At 59.9% G+C, this 17,140-nt stretch carries 10 protein-coding genes; 7 read left to right on the top strand and 3 right to left on the bottom strand.

What is annotated here, in order from left to right; translation table 11 throughout:
- Positions 1–136: 136 nt before the first annotated feature.
- From HMPREF2999_RS04895 to HMPREF2999_RS04885, 3 genes are all read left to right on the top strand, one after another.
- Positions 137–1,213 carry a restriction endonuclease gene (locus HMPREF2999_RS04895; protein ID WP_246823079.1) on the top strand — a complete coding sequence of 359 codons (1,077 nt, stop codon included), beginning with the start codon at positions 137–139 and terminating at the stop codon, positions 1,211–1,213.
- Positions 1,214–1,691: 478 nt separating this feature from the next.
- A complete protein-coding gene (locus HMPREF2999_RS04890) occupies positions 1,692–4,130 on the top strand; it encodes a restriction endonuclease (RefSeq protein ID WP_070676172.1) in 2,439 nt (812 codons plus the stop codon).
- Between the two features lie 231 nt (positions 4,131–4,361).
- Entirely contained in the window at positions 4,362–6,122 is a 1,761-nt protein-coding gene (locus tag HMPREF2999_RS04885; RefSeq protein ID WP_070676171.1) for a DUF885 domain-containing protein, read from the top strand.
- 232 nt (positions 6,123–6,354) lie between these two features.
- Here HMPREF2999_RS04885 and HMPREF2999_RS04880 read toward each other — a convergent pair whose 3' ends face one another.
- Positions 6,355–7,647: a glutathionylspermidine synthase family protein gene (locus HMPREF2999_RS04880; RefSeq protein WP_070676170.1), complete on the bottom strand. Its 1,293-nt coding sequence runs from the start codon at positions 7,645–7,647 to the stop codon at positions 6,355–6,357.
- 134 nt (positions 7,648–7,781) lie between these two features.
- Positions 7,782–8,732: a hypothetical protein gene (locus tag HMPREF2999_RS04875; RefSeq protein WP_070676169.1), complete on the bottom strand. Its 951-nt coding sequence runs from the start codon at positions 8,730–8,732 to the stop codon at positions 7,782–7,784.
- 476 nt (positions 8,733–9,208) lie between these two features.
- Between HMPREF2999_RS04875 and HMPREF2999_RS04870 the strand changes: the two genes are divergently transcribed.
- From HMPREF2999_RS04870 to HMPREF2999_RS04855, 4 genes are all read left to right on the top strand, one after another.
- Positions 9,209–10,627 carry a dicarboxylate/amino acid:cation symporter gene (locus HMPREF2999_RS04870; RefSeq protein ID WP_070676168.1) on the top strand — a complete coding sequence of 473 codons (1,419 nt, stop codon included), beginning with the start codon at positions 9,209–9,211 and terminating at the stop codon, positions 10,625–10,627.
- A 410-nt stretch (positions 10,628–11,037) separates the two neighbouring features.
- Positions 11,038–11,751 (top strand): Maf family protein, encoded by a 714-nt coding sequence (locus HMPREF2999_RS04865; protein WP_070676167.1) that lies wholly within the window; start codon positions 11,038–11,040, stop codon positions 11,749–11,751.
- A 164-nt stretch (positions 11,752–11,915) separates the two neighbouring features.
- Positions 11,916–13,736, top strand: a complete 1,821-nt coding sequence (locus HMPREF2999_RS04860) for an acetyl/propionyl/methylcrotonyl-CoA carboxylase subunit alpha (protein ID WP_070676166.1) — start codon at positions 11,916–11,918, stop codon at positions 13,734–13,736.
- 381 nt (positions 13,737–14,117) lie between these two features.
- A complete protein-coding gene (locus HMPREF2999_RS04855; protein WP_005508870.1) occupies positions 14,118–15,518 on the top strand; it encodes an MFS transporter in 1,401 nt (466 codons plus the stop codon).
- A 154-nt stretch (positions 15,519–15,672) separates the two neighbouring features.
- Here HMPREF2999_RS04855 and HMPREF2999_RS04850 read toward each other — a convergent pair whose 3' ends face one another.
- Positions 15,673–17,091, bottom strand: coding sequence for an NAD(P)H-quinone dehydrogenase (locus HMPREF2999_RS04850; RefSeq protein ID WP_070629063.1), 1,419 nt, complete (start codon positions 17,089–17,091; stop codon positions 15,673–15,675).
- Positions 17,092–17,140 lie beyond the last annotated feature (49 nt).

Genomic DNA, 17,140 nt, shown 5'->3' with positions numbered 1-17,140 from the left:
TACGATGTATATACCGTCACATAAGTATTAATAATTGGCAGGGACCATGGCAAAGATGCTGAATAAAAACCATAGGCCCCCACCGGATGTCTATATCGCGCTTCTGTTGCCGACGCTACGGCGCTTGTCGAAGACTGTGCCTCGCACCGCCGCCTATGTTAGTGAGCAGTTGCGGCAGCAGACTAAGGCGTTGGGGTCAAAGAAGAACCTACCGGCTCTTGAATCCGCCGATTTTGCGGTGGCTGTACGTACCACCCTGAAGATCTTGGTGGCACTTCGTTATGCCCAGCTGATGCCTCGTATAACCCCGTGGGAGAAGAGGAAGTACCTGCTCACTCCTCTGGGCGCCGAGCTAACCTGCACCCCGCATCTGCACGGTTCGGTGCCGCCGCGCGTGGTGAAGCAGGTGCAGGCGCTGTGTACTCAGAGTTTGACGGCGAGGACGACGAAGAAGCTCAAGAAGCAGGCGAATGCACTCCTGGCGACTGCGGAGGCGGAGCATCGTCTCATTTTTGGTGCTTCCGATGGTGATACAGTCACCGGTATGGGGCCGTTCCTCCCTGCTACCGATACCGGGGAAACCACCTCCGCCCATAAGGCAACCGGTGCGGAGCATCTTGCACACGCTTTGAATTCTGCGGGTACTGCCGAGACCTGGCCCGTGGGTCAGTCTCCTCTGGATATTATTTTGCGTGCCAGCGATTCACCGGTTATTCATGCTCAGGCGGAATTTGCTGAGCACTTTACGCAGGATTTAATTCAGCATATTCACGCGGTGACTCCGGAATATTTTGAGCAGATTGTTGCCGATATTTTTACGGCTCTTGGTTTTAGTACCGAGGTAACCGGCGGTGCCGACGATAAGGGTGTGGATGTGATTGCCCGCTACTCTGACGGCCTGGATTTCGCGCCGATTTATATTCAGGTGAAGCACTATTGCGGAACCATGAAGGTCACTCCTAACGAGATTCAGAAGCTTGCCGGTGCGGTGCTTCTGCACGGCGGTTTGCAGGGTGTTTTGGTGACTTGCGGTGCTTTTGCGCAGCCGGTGCCTGAGTATTTGCAGGGTTTGCCGGGGGCACGCAATATTGCTCTGGTTGATCAGCATCAGCTGGTGGAGCTGATGATTCGTCACCGTGTGGGCGTGCTTGATGGTGAGGGCGAGTGCGGTTATCGCATTGACGAGGAGTATTTTGCCCGCGGCATGGAGTAGCCGGGGGTATTTTGGGGTGAGCGTTTCACTCTGAACGTCTCTGCTCTTTGCACATTCCCACGTTATTTCACTAAATGTATTTTCACTTTTCCATGAGGATATTTTTCATATATCGGCTGGTTTTAGAAATCTAGGTTATTTCTTGAACCAGCCGATACAATGAGAGGGTAATGCGTTATATATTCTTCGCATTATTTCACGAAGTGTATATACCCGTGACGGTATCAGCACTTCACCCTAATTTATAGCGTTCTTTTCTGAAGTGTTCGTCATTGAAGACGGTACGTGAGCGGGAGGGCCTGAGAAATCTGCCGTTCCTACTTCTCTTCACGTACTTCTCTTCACGACGGGTTACCAAAGTGTCGACCCAAAAATAAAGATGGTGTCGCCCAGTATTGTGTGAATATTTTCCCGCTCGAATGACTGCACTTTATGAAGAATGCCCGCACGATAAATAACACCAGATAAGGAGCCCGGCGTGGCTTTTGTGAATAAAACAATGCTCCATATCGACCATTCCGAATTGCACTCTCTGCAGCAGGAAACTTCGTGGGAGGCCCTACCCGAGGAAGCACGCGCTCTCAGCGTTGCGGCGGCTTTCTCCCTGCTCCGCCACTTTGAGCGCGCTCAGGACCGTGGCGAAAAGGTTTTCTTCCCCGATATGTACACCCCCGTAGGTGTGGACCTGGGTTTCAACATGACTCAGCGTTTCATTGCGGTCGGTGACAATGTTCTCTTCCGTGAGGCACTCAATAAGCTGATTGCGGCGCTGGTCAACGCTGACTATCTTGAGGTGTCCCTCAGCCAGCTGCATCCGGGCAACCTGCACTACACCCTCAGCGAGGCTGGCCGTGAACTTTTGGGTACCCCGAAGGAACAGCAGGCGCAGGCTCTTCTGCCGGTCCTGCCCCTCCTCAGCGGCGTGTACCTCTACTACCTGAAGCAGTTCTACCCGGTTCTGCTCTCGCATATTACGGTGCGTGAGCTTCTGCCCATCGTCCTGAGTGTTACCCCGGCCTATCCCGCGGCGGCTCCCGTGAAGATTCGTGAGCTGGTGCTGCGCGAGTGCGGTTTTGTGCAGGGCTGGTACGGCCTGTCGTACCTGGAGCAGCGCATTGTTGAGCCGGTGATTGCTCAGGCGCTGAGCCTGCTGACCCGTGAGGGCTACCTGCGCACCAAGACGATCCACGAGCACACGGATTCTCCGCTGACTCTGTACTCGCTGTCGCCTTCGGCGAAGGAACTGGTGACCCGCCACGAGGAGACCGGCGTACCGGCGAGCGAGCTGAGCTCCGTGCTGGCGTCGGTGAAGGATGAGGGCGCTTCCATTACGGCTGAGGATATTGCCGCAACCGATGCTCTGCTGACTCATATGGGCGTTCTTCTGCTCGACACCCTCAACGACCACGGCGCCGATGTGGAGCTGAGCCTTCCGAGCCTGGAGCAGGTCTTTGACCGCGACGAGCGCATTCAGCAGGCGTCCTCGAACCCCTATTTTGTGCAGATTGACGCTCAGGATTACCTCTACGATGTGCTGATTGCCCACCACTACCTCTCCGAGCGTGAGACCGTCTACTCGCTGGGTCCTGCTTTCGCGCCGGCTCTGGCGCAGATGGTTGAGCCGAGCGTTCAGAAGCTGGTGGCTTCGGCTCTGCTCGATCCTGCGGCGGTGGACGCTCTGCCGTACCCGCATCAGCTACTGCACCCGATTCTGAAGATCGTGGAGGAGAACCCGCGTATCTCCTACTACGACATCTACGATGAATTGAAGCTCGCCCTGGACATCCCGTACCTGCAGGGTGAGGTCGCTCCGCACCGTTATAAGCTGACCCCGCGTCTGCGTAACCGCTATTCGGTGGCGATGCACGTGCTCAAGGGCGAACGCTACCTGAACGCTCTGCGTGAGGGTACCGGTCGTACCTCCCGCAAGAACCCGGAGCGTTACGAGCTGAGCGAGGCGGGCAAGGAGCTGCTCAAGCGTTTCCCGGAGGGTGCTCCGGAGGCGGTGACCGCCCGCATGGCGCCGCTGCCGCCGCAGTCGCTCAAGCACAAGCTGCCTCAGGATATTGCGGCTGAGTTGCAGGCTCGTGAGGAGGCTCTTCAGGCTGCTAAGGAGGCGCGCGCGGCGGAGCGTCAGGCTCGCCTGGCGGCTCGTGAGGGCGCTTCGCGTGAGCCGTTGGCTCCGGTGCCGGGTGCTTCTCCGGCGTTGTTGGCGCGTCCGGCTGGTTCGCCGGTGGCAACTACTACCCAGCCGGCTACTATCCAGACGCCCGCTGAGGTTCCGGCGGCACCGGTCGCTCCGGCTACCGCCCAGTCTGCTGTGTCCACTCCTGCTGTTTCTGCGCCCGTTGCAGCTCCCGTTGTTTCGGCAGCTGAGCCGTCGGCCGCTCTGCAGGTGGCTGCCGCTCAGGTGCGTGAGGCGTTGAAGCGTTACCGTCAGGTCTTCCGCCGCGACGCGCTGGCACCCGCCCTGGCGCAGGTGTCTGAGGAGCGTTTCCGCCGTATTGGTTTCGATCTGTTCCTGATGCGCGGCTACACGGTGGAGCCGCTGGAGGCTCGGGGTGTGGACGGCGTGGCGACCCCCGCCACCAGTGAAAAAGAGCGAGCGTTCTACGTTCGTACTCTGCGCCCGGCATCTAACGGCGTGCTGTCCGCGAGCGTTCGGCCTCAGGACATTACCGCGTTCTTCCTGGCAATTCACGCCCGCGGCGGTCAGCTCGGCACCTTCATCACGAACGCCGCATTCAGCGATGAGGCGTACGACGAGTTCATCCGCTGCTCGACCAAGTACCCGAACATTCTGGTGGATCTGGTATCCGGCGATGAGCTGCAGGACCGCCTCATTGCGCACCGCCTCGGCGTGGTCCAGAGCGCGAACGGTCTGCTCGGGCTCAACGGTGAATACTTCGCCAGCTAAGTCGCCAGCTAGCAGCTTGTAACCCATCTGGGTGGCGCCCCGGTCTTCCTCTCCTGCACGTTCAGGAGGGAGAAAGCCGGGGCGTTTTCGCGCCTGAGCCCCGGTGAGTTGTCCACAGGTGAGCTGTTTTCCTCGCATTCGGTGCCGCTCAGCCCGTAATATTGCCGGTTTAAGCGAGCTAAATCACCGAAAATCGTGGTTGAAGGCACACCCCTGCGTTAGGATATGAACATGAGCACTTACCAGGAACTTCCCAGCATCTACCGATTGAAGCGCTCGCTGACCGACGTCGATCAGATTGCTAACGAATATTTTGAAAAGGTCCTCGACCTGAACCCCGTCCATGCAACTGAGCTTGGTCGCAAAGGCGTAGAGACCCTGTACCCCGACTACTCGCCCGCCGGCGAGAAGGCTTTTGCGCGCCTTGCGAAGAAGACTTTGAAGAAGGTCGATAACGTCCTGCCTATTGATGACGTTGACCTGGTCACCCTGGATGCTCTGCAGGAGCGCCTGAGCCTGTACCGCAAGCAGCACAAGGCTGGCTTTGGTGGCTGGCAGATGAATAATATTGCCTCCGTCCCGCAGGAGGTGCGCTCGGTTTTCGACCTGATGAAGCGCAACACCCAGCAGGATTGGGAGCACATTATTGGTCGTATGCACCGCGTGACTGAGGCGCTGGAGGGTTACATCCAGACCCTTGAGGCAGCTCGTGAAGAGGGCAAGGTCGCCCCGCGCCGCCAGGTGGATATTGTCATTGAGCAGACCGCCGCATACTACGCTCCCGGTGGTTTCTTTGACGAGCTTGCCGCCGAGGTCGCCGAGGCTGTCCCCGCGCTGAAGGATGAGGCTGCCGCAGGTGCCGAGACCGCAAAGGAAGGCTACCGCCGCCTCAACAGCTACCTGGTGGAGAAGCTGCAGCCGGTCGCTCCCTCCCGCGACGCTGTGGGCCGTAAGGCGTACAGCCTGCACTCCCGTTCGTTCCTAGGTACCACCATTGACCTGGACGAAACCTACGCCTGGGGCGTGAAGGAGCTGGAGAGCATTATCGCTCGTCAGCGTGAGGTTGCCGAGGAGATTGAGCCGGGCGCAAGCATTGAGCGTGCGAAGCAGCTGCTCGATGAAGATCCGGCGCGTCAGTTGCACGGCACCGATGAGCTGAAGGCATGGATGCAGAAGCTCGCCGACGCCGCGGTGGAGAACCTGGCGGGTAGCCACTTTGAAATTGGCGGCCCCATGCGCCGCATCGAGTGCTGCATTGCACCCACGAACGAGGGCGGCATTTACTACACCGGCCCCTCCCCCGATTTCTCGCGTCCGGGCCGCATGTGGTGGTCGGTTCCCGAGGGTGAGGATACGTTCACTACCTGGCGTGAAACCTCCACCGTGTACCACGAGGGCGTTCCGGGCCACCACCTGCAGATCGCTATTGCTACGGCCCTGAAGGGCACCATGAACTCCTGGCGCACGAACATGCTGTGGGTTTCCGGTCACGGTGAGGGCTGGGCGCTGTACGCCGAGCGCCTCATGGAGGAACTGGGCTACCTGAAGGATCCGGGTGACCGCATGGGCATGCTGAACGCTCAGCGTATGCGCGCCGCCCGTGTGGTCTTCGATATTGGTGTTCACTGCGAGATGCCGATTCCCGCGGAGTGGGCTGAGCAGCTGGGCGTTGAGCCGGGCACCATCTGGACTTCTGAGCTGGGTTACGAGTTCTTGAAGCTGAACCTGGACGAGTCCGAGGGCCACCTGCGTTTCGAGTTCCTGCGTTACCTGGGTTGGCCGGGTCAGGCACCGAGCTACAAGATTGGCGAGCGCCTCTGGCTGGAGCTGCGCGATCAGGCTGTGCGCCGCGGCGATGACATGCGCGCGTTCCATACGCGTGCGCTTCTGCTCGGTTCGGTGGGTCTGGATACTCTGCGCCGCGCTCTGACCGATGAGATGATGCTTCCTCTGGACACTGAGGATGACGACGATGAGGACGATGACGAGTAGCCTCTAGTCTGCTCGCTCCTCGTTGAGTGAATCTCTGGAGTCTCTGAACTGGGGTCCCTGAATTGGAGTCTCTGAACTGGATCCCCTGAACTAGAGCCTTGAGATTAGGAGCTCTATAGACGAAGCCCCCGCTTCAGCTTTGGCTGAGGCGGGGGCTTCGCTGTGTTTTCGTGTCGTCTGAAATCTATATCTTCTGAAGGCTATGTCTTCTGGGGTCTATGCCTTCTGGTGGCTATCCGAAGTTTGCGGCACCGGGGTCCATGGTGCCGAATCCCATGCCGGTGGAGTCGTTCAGATCCACCAGGTGCGGGGCGAAGCGGCACCAGTAGTCGGTGAGCGCGCCGTTCGATTCGCGGATGCCCACGCCTACGGTGCGTCCATCGACCACCCATACGCCGAGGATGGGGTGGCTGACCGGGTTGATGATGCCCTCGTAGCGCGGTGCCGGGATGTATTCCTGGTAGATGAATTCGCTTTCGGGGGCGTTGGCGAAGAAGTCGTCGTCTTCGGGCTTGATGAAGACGTCGTAGTCGGGGGCGTAGATTTCTACGCCGTCGCCTTCGCGTCCGAAGAGGGGCTTGCGAACCCAGTTGCGCATGCCGCCGCGGTGCCCCGCGTAGGTGGGTACGAGGTTCGGGTGGCCGGGGTACTTATCCCAGAGCGCGGCGAGCAGCAGCTTATTGGAGAGGAACATCTTCCATGCAGGCTCAATCCAGCGGTCCATGGCGCCGTGGTAGGCGAAGAGGAGCTTGTCGTACCCTGCTTCGCTGTCGGTGACCAGGTCTTCCCAGGGGTAGAGCTTGAAGAGGTTGGTGATGGCGCGGCCGTGGGCGTCTTCCCAACTCTTGGTGTCTTCGTTGAAGATGACTTCGTCGATGGGAATCATGTGGGTTTTGATGCCCGCCTGCTGAGCCGAGTAGGCGATGAGCCAGAGGTTGTTGTAGTCCTCGTTGGTCTCATCAATTTCGGAGGGTACGTGTGCCAGGTGCAGTACGGGCTGCACGCCCGCGGTGATTTCGGGGGCGAAGATGTGGCGCCAACGGTTGGTGAAGGCTTCACCGATTTCACCCCAGTGGGCGTAGCCGCGGGTGTCGAGGCGCTGGTCTTTCGCCCAGGTTTTTTGGCTGACTGCCGCCTCCACGATGCCGGTGGGGGTGTCGGCGTTGTATTCGAGCAGCTTCATCGGGTCGCCGGGCACACCCGAGTAGGTGAAGTCGAAGCGGCCGTAGAAGTCGGCGTCGCGGCGGTTCCAGGATTCAACCGCGAGGTTGAACGCCGCCTGGGGCAGGCCGAGGGTACCGAACGCGCCGGAGGCAATGTACTCGACGGTTTCCAGGCACATGCGGTGCATTTCTTCCGCCTGGGCGCGCACAGAGTCCATTTCTTGCGGGCTGAAAATGTAGGCGGCGTATTCGTTCCAATAGTGGTCGGTGTCGTGGGGGCCGTCCACGCTGTAGGTGAGGCCTTCCTCAATGATGACGTTCTCCCAGTCGGGTCGGCCGACGGGAAATTCTTCGCGGCGCATGAGGGGCTAGGCTCCTTCGAAGTAGTGAATGGAAAGCGGTGTTGTTACGTCACCGCGGGTGTGGCTGTTCAAGTGAGGAAAATGCGGGCGGGACCGCTCAGTCCCTGCCCGCATTCAGTGTAATGACTTATGGCTTAGCCGCCGGAGGTACCGCCGCCGGACTTCGAGCCGCCACCGAAACCGCCCTTGCTGCCGGACTTCGAGGAAGAGCCAGACTTGGACGAAGAACCGGACTTCGAGGACGAACCCGACTTGGAGGACGAACCAGACTTGGAGGTGTTCGACTTGCTGTAGGAGCCGGTGCTACCGCTATTGCTGGTGCCCTGCTTACCGCTGGAGACCGAGCCAGTGGTCTTATTACGCACCGAGGAGGTCTTACCGGAGTTATTGGTGCTGGTCACCTTGCCGGAGGAAACGGTGGAGGACTTCTTCGCGGTGCGGTAGGAGTCCTCGAAGCCGCCGCCCTTGGAGGACACGCCACTGTAGACGGTGCCGTTGCTGGGGCGGGTGGTGCTGCCTCCGGAGAGCTTGGTGCCCACACCGGGAACAGTGGGGGTGCCGGTAGAGTTCGCGGCACTTTGGCGACCCAGGTAGTACCAGAGGAACGCATTCGAATTATTGTGGGTGGTGGTCGAACCAGAAGTGCCCGAAGACCCAGAAGAGCCCGAGGAACTGGAGGAACCGGAAGAACCAGAAGAGCTTGAGGACTCCGTGGAAGAGGCCGAGGGCGAGTCGGTCGGCTCCTGAACGCCTGCCTTCTCACATTCGCTATCTTCCACGCGCAGGCCGGTCTTCGCGTCCTGGCAGACGCGGGCGTACTCTTCACCCTGCGACAGGAACGCGTTCTCTTCCTGGTGCATGGAATTGTAGGCGAAGATGCCACCGCCAACCAGCAGCACGCCGGCGCCCGCTACGGCAATCATCTTGGCGATGCCGGGGCGGGTCGCACCCAGGTTCAGGGTCTGCTGGGCAGAGGTCTGTGCGGCGCGGGTAGCGAAATCTGCAACCGCTTCCATGCGATTGCGGGGCTTCTTCGGGCCGTTAGGGGTGGTGGTTCCGCCGGGGTATTGGGGAGCAGAACTCATGCATCTCTCCTTGAAAGGTGGTGCGTAGCGTAACGCTCAACGCGTACATAAAGCTGAGTGGGTACAGCATCATCCGGCGACTTTCGCCGGACTATCGGTGTGGTTCCAGCATATCAAGCCCTAGCTTTCGGATTATTAGCTGACGGCAAAATCTCAGCAGGCTTCGCCGCATGTTGCGCAGTTGTTTCCTTTCTGTTTGCTTTTGCGGTGATTCCTAATTAACTATCAGCCGATTTAACCGCCTATGGGGGGAGGTGGCAGCTGGCGGCGGCGTTGCTGGTTGGGCTACGCTGCTGGCGGCGTTGTTGGTTGGGCAGTCGGGTTGGGCTGCGTTGCTGGTTAGACTGCGGGATGTACAGCCGAAAGGTCCCTTCGGAAAGTCACAGTTCGTCACGCATCCCCTACACTGCACCGGATTGCAATACTTCTTCACACAAACTCGCGCCGGAGCGCGCAAAAGTTTTAGAGTATGCCACATGTCTACACCGCATGCATCATCTCGTTCACGTCTGCCCAAGTGGGCTACTTCTTTCGGCAACCAAATCATTGCCTCCCTCATTCTGGGTATTGTTCTCGGCGCGCTCGCCCTCGCACTGGGCGGGGACGCGAAGAGCAACCCCAACTGGCTCATGGTGACCTTAGATACCATCGGCTCCTCCTACGTCACTCTGCTGAAGGCGGCCGTTGTTCCGCTGATTTTCACCGCCGTGGTCGCCTCCATCTCTAACCTGTCGCAGGTGACGAACGCGGCACGCCTGGCGGTTAACACGCTCATCTGGTTTGCGATTACCGCGTTCTTCGCGGTGCTCATTGGTATTGCGATGGGCCTGATCGTTCAGCCGGGCGTGGGTGCGCAGGTGCAGGGCAAGGCGTACACCGGCTCGACCGGTTCGTGGACCGCGTTCCTGACCGGTCTGATTCCGGTGAACTTCTTGGGTCTGGGCGTCAGCGCTAAGTCCGGTGATTCCGGCATCACCGCCTCGGCAAACTTCAACGTGCTGCAGATCCTGGTCATTTCCGGCGCGGTCGGCATTGCCGCGCTGAAGGTTGGTGAGGCTGCCAAGCCGTTCATTGACGTGGTCAAGAGCGCCCTGGCGATTATTCAGAAGATTCTGTGGTGGATTATTCGCCTGGCGCCGCTGGGTACCGTGGGTCTGATCGCTAAGGCAGTTTTCGCGTACGGTTGGGCGTCGATGGGTTCGCTGGTCGCGTTCGTTATCGCCCTCTACATTGGCCTGTTGCTGGTCTTCCTCGTGGTCTACCCGATTATTGTTCGCGCGAACGGCCTGTCGGTTCGCCAGTACTTCTCGGGCGTGTGGCCGGCGCTCCAGCTGGGCTTCGTGTCCCGCTCTTCGATGGGTTCGATGCCGATGACTCAGACCGTTGCCGAACGCAACCTGGGTGTTCCCCGCGCCTACGCATCCTTCGCCGTTCCGCTGGGTGCGACCACCAAGATGGACGGTTGCGCCTCGGTTTACCCGGCTCTTGCCGCGATCTTCGTGGCTCAGTTCTACGGTATTCAGCTGGACTTCACCCAGTACCTGCTGATTGTGATGGTGTCCGTGCTCGGTTCGGCTGCGACTGCCGGTACGACCGGCGCTATCGTGATGCTGACCCTGACCCTTTCCACTCTGGGTCTGCCGCTGGACGGTGTGGGTCTGCTCCTGGCGATTGACCCGATCGTTGACATGGGCCGTACCGCTCTGAACGTTGCCGGCCAGGCTCTGGTTCCCGCGATTGTGGCTCGCCGCGAGGGCATCCTGGACGAGGAGCTCTACAACGCTCCCCGTTCGGAGGGCGGCTTCGTGGCTCAGGAGTTCTACGATGAGCGCATTGCCGGCGAGGCGCAGCGACTTCACGAGGTGGAAGACAACACCGCCGTGGCACACCGCTAATCTGACGAAGGCTCACGCACACGGCGCTAGGCGGTACCGCTTAGCGCCGTGTAGCTTCTCCGCTACCCATGCCCCCAGCATGGGCAAAATACATTTGTCAAACGTCATAAAAGTGTCACTATTGATTCTTTTTTTCTTTAAGGTTTGAGAAGAGTTATGATTTTGAACGGCGTGTTCCATCTCCTACGTGGTTGAGGGGGATGGGACACGCTCTTTCTATGCCCGCCGGTTTTATGCCCCCTCGTTATACCCCTCGGCTCGACACTCCAGCCCTCCCGCAGATCACGCCCCCCCCAGATTACGCGAAGGCCCCGTGTTCAACGCTGACGCACAGGCGGAGGCTTCCACCCAGTGACCCTCAATCTGCACCCGAGAGTAAAACTCACCGGCAACGCTCTAAAATAGAACCCATGACTACCAGCGCTTCACCGATCCGACTGATTCTTGCTTCCGCCTCCCCGGCGCGCCGCAAGCTCCTGGAAGACTCCCGCATCGCATTCACGGTGCGCGTCTCCTCCGTAGATGAAGACGCCGCACTCGCTACCGCCAACGAACAGGCGCGAGCGCAGGGACGTGCGGGACTCACCCCGGCTGAAACCGCCTCCCTGCTGGCGCAGCTGAAGGCGCAGGCGGTTGCCGCCGAACTCGCCGCCGAGGGTGTGCGCGATGCGCTGGTTCTGGGCTGCGATTCGGTCTTCGAGTTTGAGGGTGTTGCCTACGGCAAGCCTCACACTGCCGAGGCGGCACGCGAGCGCATCAGCGCAATGAGCGGCAACTACGGTGTGCTACATACCGGTCACGCGCTCGTGGATATGCGCGGTCTTGAGCCAGGTGCTGAGCTGTCCGCTACTTCTGAGCTTCCTACTGTCTCGGAGCTGCGCAGCGCCACCGTCCACTTTGATGAGCTCAGCCCCGAAGAAATCGAGGTGTACATTGCTACCGGCGAGCCGCTCTGGGTGGCGGGTTCTTTCACCCTCGACGGTTACGGTTCCGCGTTTATTCGCGGTATTGAGGGCGAGTTCCACACGGTGGTGGGCCTGTCCATCCACGCGCTACGCGATATGTTGCGACGCCGCGAAGTAGCGGTGACCGAGTTGTGGCTGCCTCCCGAGGATGAGGATTAGAACCACGCCCACCGCATAAACCCACAGCATAAATCTGTCTCAAAGCGCGCCCTGAAATATACATTGTTGAACACCAATCGATAAGATAGAACAGTATGATGCGCGTTATATTCGCCAATCCTGCCGATGTATCCTTGGAGCAGGAGATTAAAGGAGAGCTTTAAGTGACTCAGCACCAGGCAGAAGCCGCCAAGAAATTTACTGCAGTCCCCGGCCGCCACACCGGCCCGGTCAGCAAGATTCTGATCGCTAACCGCGGTGAAATTGCTGTCCGCGTGATTCGCGCAGCCTGCGATGAGGGTCTGCAGACCGTCGCCGTCTACGCTGACCCCGACCGCGACGCCCAGCACGTAAAGCTCGCCGATGAAGCCTACGCTCTCGGCGGTGCCACCGCGGCACAGTCCTACCTGGTGATGGACAAGCTCATTGAGATTGCCGTCCGCTCCGGTGCTGACGCCGTGCACCCCGGCTACGGTTTCCTCTCTGAGAACGCGCAGTTCGCGCAGAAGTGCATCGACGCGGGCCTGACCTGGATTGGCCCCTCCCCCGAGTCCATTACCCAGCTGGGCGATAAGGTGGCGGCACGCCACATCGCGCAGAAGGTGGGCGCTCCCCTGGTGCCCGGCACCAAGGACCCGGTCAAGTCCGCCGATGAGGTTGTTGCCTTCGCGGATGAGCACGGCCTGCCCATTGCGGTGAAGGCCGCATTTGGTGGCGGTGGCCGCGGCATTAAGGTGGCTCGCGACCGCGAGAGCATTGTTGAGATGTACGAGTCCGCTGTTCGTGAGGCGACCGCGGCGTTCGGTCGCGGCGAGTGCTTCATTGAGCGTTTCCTGGATTCGCCCCGTCACGTTGAGACCCAGTGTCTGGCGGATGCGCACGGCAACGTCGTGGTGGTTTCCACCCGTGACTGCTCCCTGCAGCGCCGCAACCAGAAGCTCATTGAGGAGGCGCCCGCCCCCTACCTGAGCGATGAGCAGAACGAGCGCCTGTACGAGGCGTCCCGCGCGATTCTGCGCGAGGCTGGCTACCAGGGCGCAGGCACCTGTGAGTTCCTGGTCGGCACCGACGGCACCATCTCTTTCCTTGAGGTGAACACCCGTCTGCAGGTGGAGCACCCGGTCTCCGAGGAGATTTCCGGTCTGGACCTGGTTCGTGAGCAGTTCCGTATTGCTCGCGGCGAGAAGATTGAGGAGAAGGACCCGGTTCTGCGCGGTCACTCCTTCGAGTTCCGTATTAACGGTGAGGATGCGGGCCGTTCCTTCATGCCCGCCCCCGGCACCATCGAGAAGCTGACCGTGCCCACCGGCCCCGGCGTGCGCTGGGATTCCGGCTTCGTGGCTGGCGACGTTATCGGCGGTAACTTCGACTCTATGCTGGCTAAGCTCATTGTTACCGGCGCGGACCGTGAGCAGGCTCTGCAGCGTGCCCGCCGTGCCCTGGCTGAGCTGACCATTGAGGGTATGCCCACCGTCATCCCGTTCCACCGCGTCGTGCTGGATGATCCCGCCTTCGCGCCGGCTGAGGGCGGCGAGTTCAAGGTGCACACCCGCTGGATTGAGACCGAGTTCAATAACACCATCCCCATGTACTCCGGCGCACCCGGCAGCGTGGATTCCGATAAGGACGAGCGCACCACCGTGGTCGTTGAGGTTAACGGCAAGCGCATGGAGGTGTCCCTACCCGATCTGGGCGGTGGCGCTAAGCCTGCCGCTAAGCCCGCCGCCAAGACCCGCAAGTCCCGTTCGGCACGTAGCGCGGCGAAGGGTGGCGGCGATGAGCTGACCAGCCCCATGCAGGGCACCATCGTCAAGGTTGCCGCATCTGACGGCGACACCGTCGCTGAGGGCGACCTGATTCTGGTGCTGGAGGCAATGAAGATGGAGCAGCCCATTACCGCACACAAGGCGGGTAAGGTTTCGGGTCTGTCGGCTAAGCCGGGCGATACCGTCACCTCCGGCGCGGTGCTGGCGACCATCAAGTAACACTTCGCTCGGTACTGAGGTCTCGCGACTGCGAGCGCCATAGGCTATACGAATCCCCCGGAAGGGTATGAGGTAATACCTCGTATCTTTCCGGGGGATTTTCTATGTCCGCTCTTGCCTGTTTAGGTGGGATTTACGCCGCTAACCCCTGTGTTCGCGTCCAGATAGTGGCTGTATTTGTTTGGGTTTTTCTGAACAGAGTTATAATGTTGCACTTTAGAGGAGCCTTTCAGAATCCGACGCCTGCCGCACCTCACCCGGTGCGGTCACGGCACCCAGTACGCGCCTACGGCACACCCGCCTCCCGCGCTGACCGGCAACGGAACACCTACCTCAGGCTCCATGTGTACACACAAATTCACCATCTCGGGAGTTTTCCTCATGAGCGCTTCTGCATCCGACACGAAAGCGTCTGCTGCACCGGTGAAGAATACGACTCCTCGCAGTCGAGTTATTCTCGCCTCGCTCGTTGGTACCACCATCGAGTTCTACGATTTCTACATTTACGCCACTGCAGCAGTGGCTGTGTTCCCCGTACTGTTCTTCCCCTCGAAGGACGCAACCACCGAGCTTCTGGCTTCCTTCGCTACCTTCGGCGTCGCATTCATCGCGCGCCCCCTCGGTTCCGTGATCTTCGGCCACTTCGGCGACAAGATCGGTCGTAAGGCTACCCTCGTCGGTGCACTGCTCACCATGGGTCTGGCAACCTTCATCATCGGTCTGCTGCCCACCTATCACCAGATTGGTCTGTGGGCACCGACCATGCTGACCATTATGCGTTTCTGCCAGGGCTTGGGCCTGGGCGGCGAATGGTCCGGTGCGGCGCTGCTCGCGAGCGAATACGCTGAGGATGGCAAGCGCGCCCGCGCCGCGATGTGGCCTCAGCTGGGTGCACCCATCGGCTTCGTGCTTGCGAACGGCTTCATGCTGTTGCTGACCAGCTGGATTACCTTCAACTCCGCAACCGACGCGAAGAACCTCGAGCACCCCTTCCTCATTTGGGGTTGGCGTATTCCGTTCCTGCTGTCCATCGTGATGGTCGCCGTTGGTCTGTACGTGCGTTTCAAGCTGGAGGAGACCCCCGTCTTCGCCAAGGCTGCCGCTAACAACGAGAAGGTGAAGACCCCGCTCGTTGAGGCGTTCAAGGTCGCTTGGTGGCCCATGATTCAGGGCACCTTCATCATGGTGGCATGCTATGTGCTGTTCTACCTGATGACCGCTTGGGTCCTCTCCTACGGTATCGGCAAGGCGGATAAGGGCGGCCTGGCTATCCCCTACCGCGAGTTCCTGATCATTCAGCTGATCTCCATTATTGGCTTCGCAATCTTCATTCCGATCTCGGGTTGGCTGGCTGACAAGTACGGCCGCCGCACCCAGCAGCTGTGGACCACCATCGCGATGGCTGTCTTCGGTCTGTCCTTCGGTCTGTTCATCTCCCCCTCTGTTGTTGGTACCGGCGCGAACGCAAACGCGGCAGTGGTTACCCTCTTCATCTTTATCGGTATGTGCCTGATGGGTCTGTCCTTCGGTTCCATGTCCGCATACCTGCCGGAGCTGTACCCCACTAACGTGCGTTACACCGCCAGCGGTATCGCCTACAACGTGGCGTCCATCCTCGGTGCGGCACTGACCCCGTTCGTGGCTGTTTGGCTGAACACTTCCTACGGTGTGGCTGCAGTGGGCGGCTACCTGGCATTCGCCTCGATCCTGAGTGTTGTCTTCATCCTGCTCACTCACGAAACCCGTGACGTGGATATGAACGCCGTCAGCACCACGAAGTAAAACTTCGCAGGGGCTAAGGCGTCTCTACAGCAAAGCGGTGGGGGTCGCCTCCTGAATCTAAGGAATTCAGGAGGCGACCCCCACCGCTTTTATACTGTTCCGGGATGCTGCACCAGGCGGGGAACGCCCAGCTCAGCACCTAACAGGTTGATGCCTACAGACCGCGAGTGTGCAGCTTACGTGCAGCCTCAGCAATAGAGCCCGAGAGCGAGGGGTAGACCGTGAAGGTATCCGCCAGGTCATCCACCGCGAGCTTCTTCTCCACCGCCAGGGCAATGGGGTAAATCAGCTCGGAAGCACGCTGACCAACCACCACGCCACCAATGACGGTGCCGGAGTGTCGGCGAGCAAAAATCTTCACGAAGCCGTCGCGCATCGCCATCATCTTCGCGCGCGGGTTCGTGCCCAGCTGCAGGGTCACCGCGTCACCGCGGTAGGCGCCTTCGGCAAGGTCCTTCTCACTCACGCCTACAGTCGCAATCTCCGGGGAGGTGAAGATGTTCGCGGCAACCTTATCGGTACGCAACGGGCGCACCGCATCACCGAGGATATGGGCCATAGCGATACGGCCCTGCATCGCAGCCACAGAAGCCAGCGGGTACACACCCGTGCAGTCGCCGGCGGCGTAAATGCTGTTCACGCTCGTGCGGGACACACCGTCCACCTTAATATGGCCGCTCGGGGTCTGCTCAACACCGATGTCTTCCAGGCCCAAATCTTCAGTGTTCGGAATCGAACCAATAGCAACCAGACAGTGAGTGCCAGAAACCTTACGACCATCCGACAGAGTCACAATAACGCCGGAGCCATCCTCAGTACGCTCAACAGCAGCCGCACGGGAACGCGGCATCACTCGCACGCCGCGACGCTCAAAGACGTCCTCCAACACGCGAGCTGCGTCCTCGTCCTCACCGGGAAGCACACGGTCACGCGAAGACACCAGGGTCACCTTAGAACCCAGACCGTTATACGCCGACGCGAACTCCGCACCGGTCACACCCGAACCAATCACAATCAGCTCCTCGGGAACCTCGGAGAGGTTGTACAGCTGAGTCCAGGTCAGAATGCGCTCGCCATCGGGCATACCGGTCGCCATTTCACGCGGATGCGTACCCACCGACAACAGCACAAAGTCCGCGTGCAGAGGGTAGACCAGACCCGCCTCATCAGTCACCTGGACAGTGTGGCGGTCAAGGAGTTTACCGGTACCGTGAATAATCTTCACGCCAGCAGAAGCCAGGGCACGCTTAATGTCGGCGGACTGCTGCTGGGCCAGGTCGCGGACTCGGCGGTTCACGCGGTCCATATCAACACGAAGCTGCGGCGCCTTACCCTTCGTGTTCTCGATGCCCAGGCTACCCGCCTCGGAGAAGCGGGTCATCATATCCGCCGTAGCAATCAGGGTTTTAGAGGGCACAACGTCAGTCAGAACGGCGGAGCCACCAATGGCATTGCGTTCGATCAGAGTCACGTCCGCGTTGGATGCGGCAGCCACCATCGCTGCCTCGTAGCCGCCGGGGCCACCACCAATAATTACAATTCGCTGAGATGCATAGTTCACCGTTGAAGTCATGCCTTAATTGTGAGCTATGCCGCCCCTACGGGGCAAACGCACTCGCCGT

The sequence above is a fragment of the Rothia sp. HMSC066H02 genome (assembly GCF_001814995.1).
Classification (GTDB): domain Bacteria; phylum Actinomycetota; class Actinomycetes; order Actinomycetales; family Micrococcaceae; genus Rothia; species Rothia mucilaginosa.
Note: the sequence above shows the minus strand (reverse complement) of the source record. Positions and strands in the feature narration are given on the sequence as shown.

Excerpts from the sequence above, each read along its gene's own strand:
- HMPREF2999_RS04885 (WP_070676171.1), top strand. The coding sequence starts at position 4,362 with ATGAGCACTTACCAGGAACTTCCCAGCATCTACCGATTGAAGCGCTCG.
- HMPREF2999_RS04880 (WP_070676170.1), bottom strand. The coding sequence starts at position 7,647 with ATGCGCCGCGAAGAATTTCCCGTCGGCCGACCCGACTGGGAGAACGTC.
- HMPREF2999_RS04875 (WP_070676169.1), bottom strand. The coding sequence starts at position 8,732 with ATGAGTTCTGCTCCCCAATACCCCGGCGGAACCACCACCCCTAACGGC.
- HMPREF2999_RS04870 (WP_070676168.1), top strand. The coding sequence starts at position 9,209 with ATGTCTACACCGCATGCATCATCTCGTTCACGTCTGCCCAAGTGGGCT.
- HMPREF2999_RS04865 (WP_070676167.1), top strand. The coding sequence starts at position 11,038 with ATGACTACCAGCGCTTCACCGATCCGACTGATTCTTGCTTCCGCCTCC.
- HMPREF2999_RS04855 (WP_005508870.1), top strand. The coding sequence starts at position 14,118 with ATGAGCGCTTCTGCATCCGACACGAAAGCGTCTGCTGCACCGGTGAAG.
- HMPREF2999_RS04850 (WP_070629063.1), bottom strand. The coding sequence starts at position 17,091 with ATGACTTCAACGGTGAACTATGCATCTCAGCGAATTGTAATTATTGGT.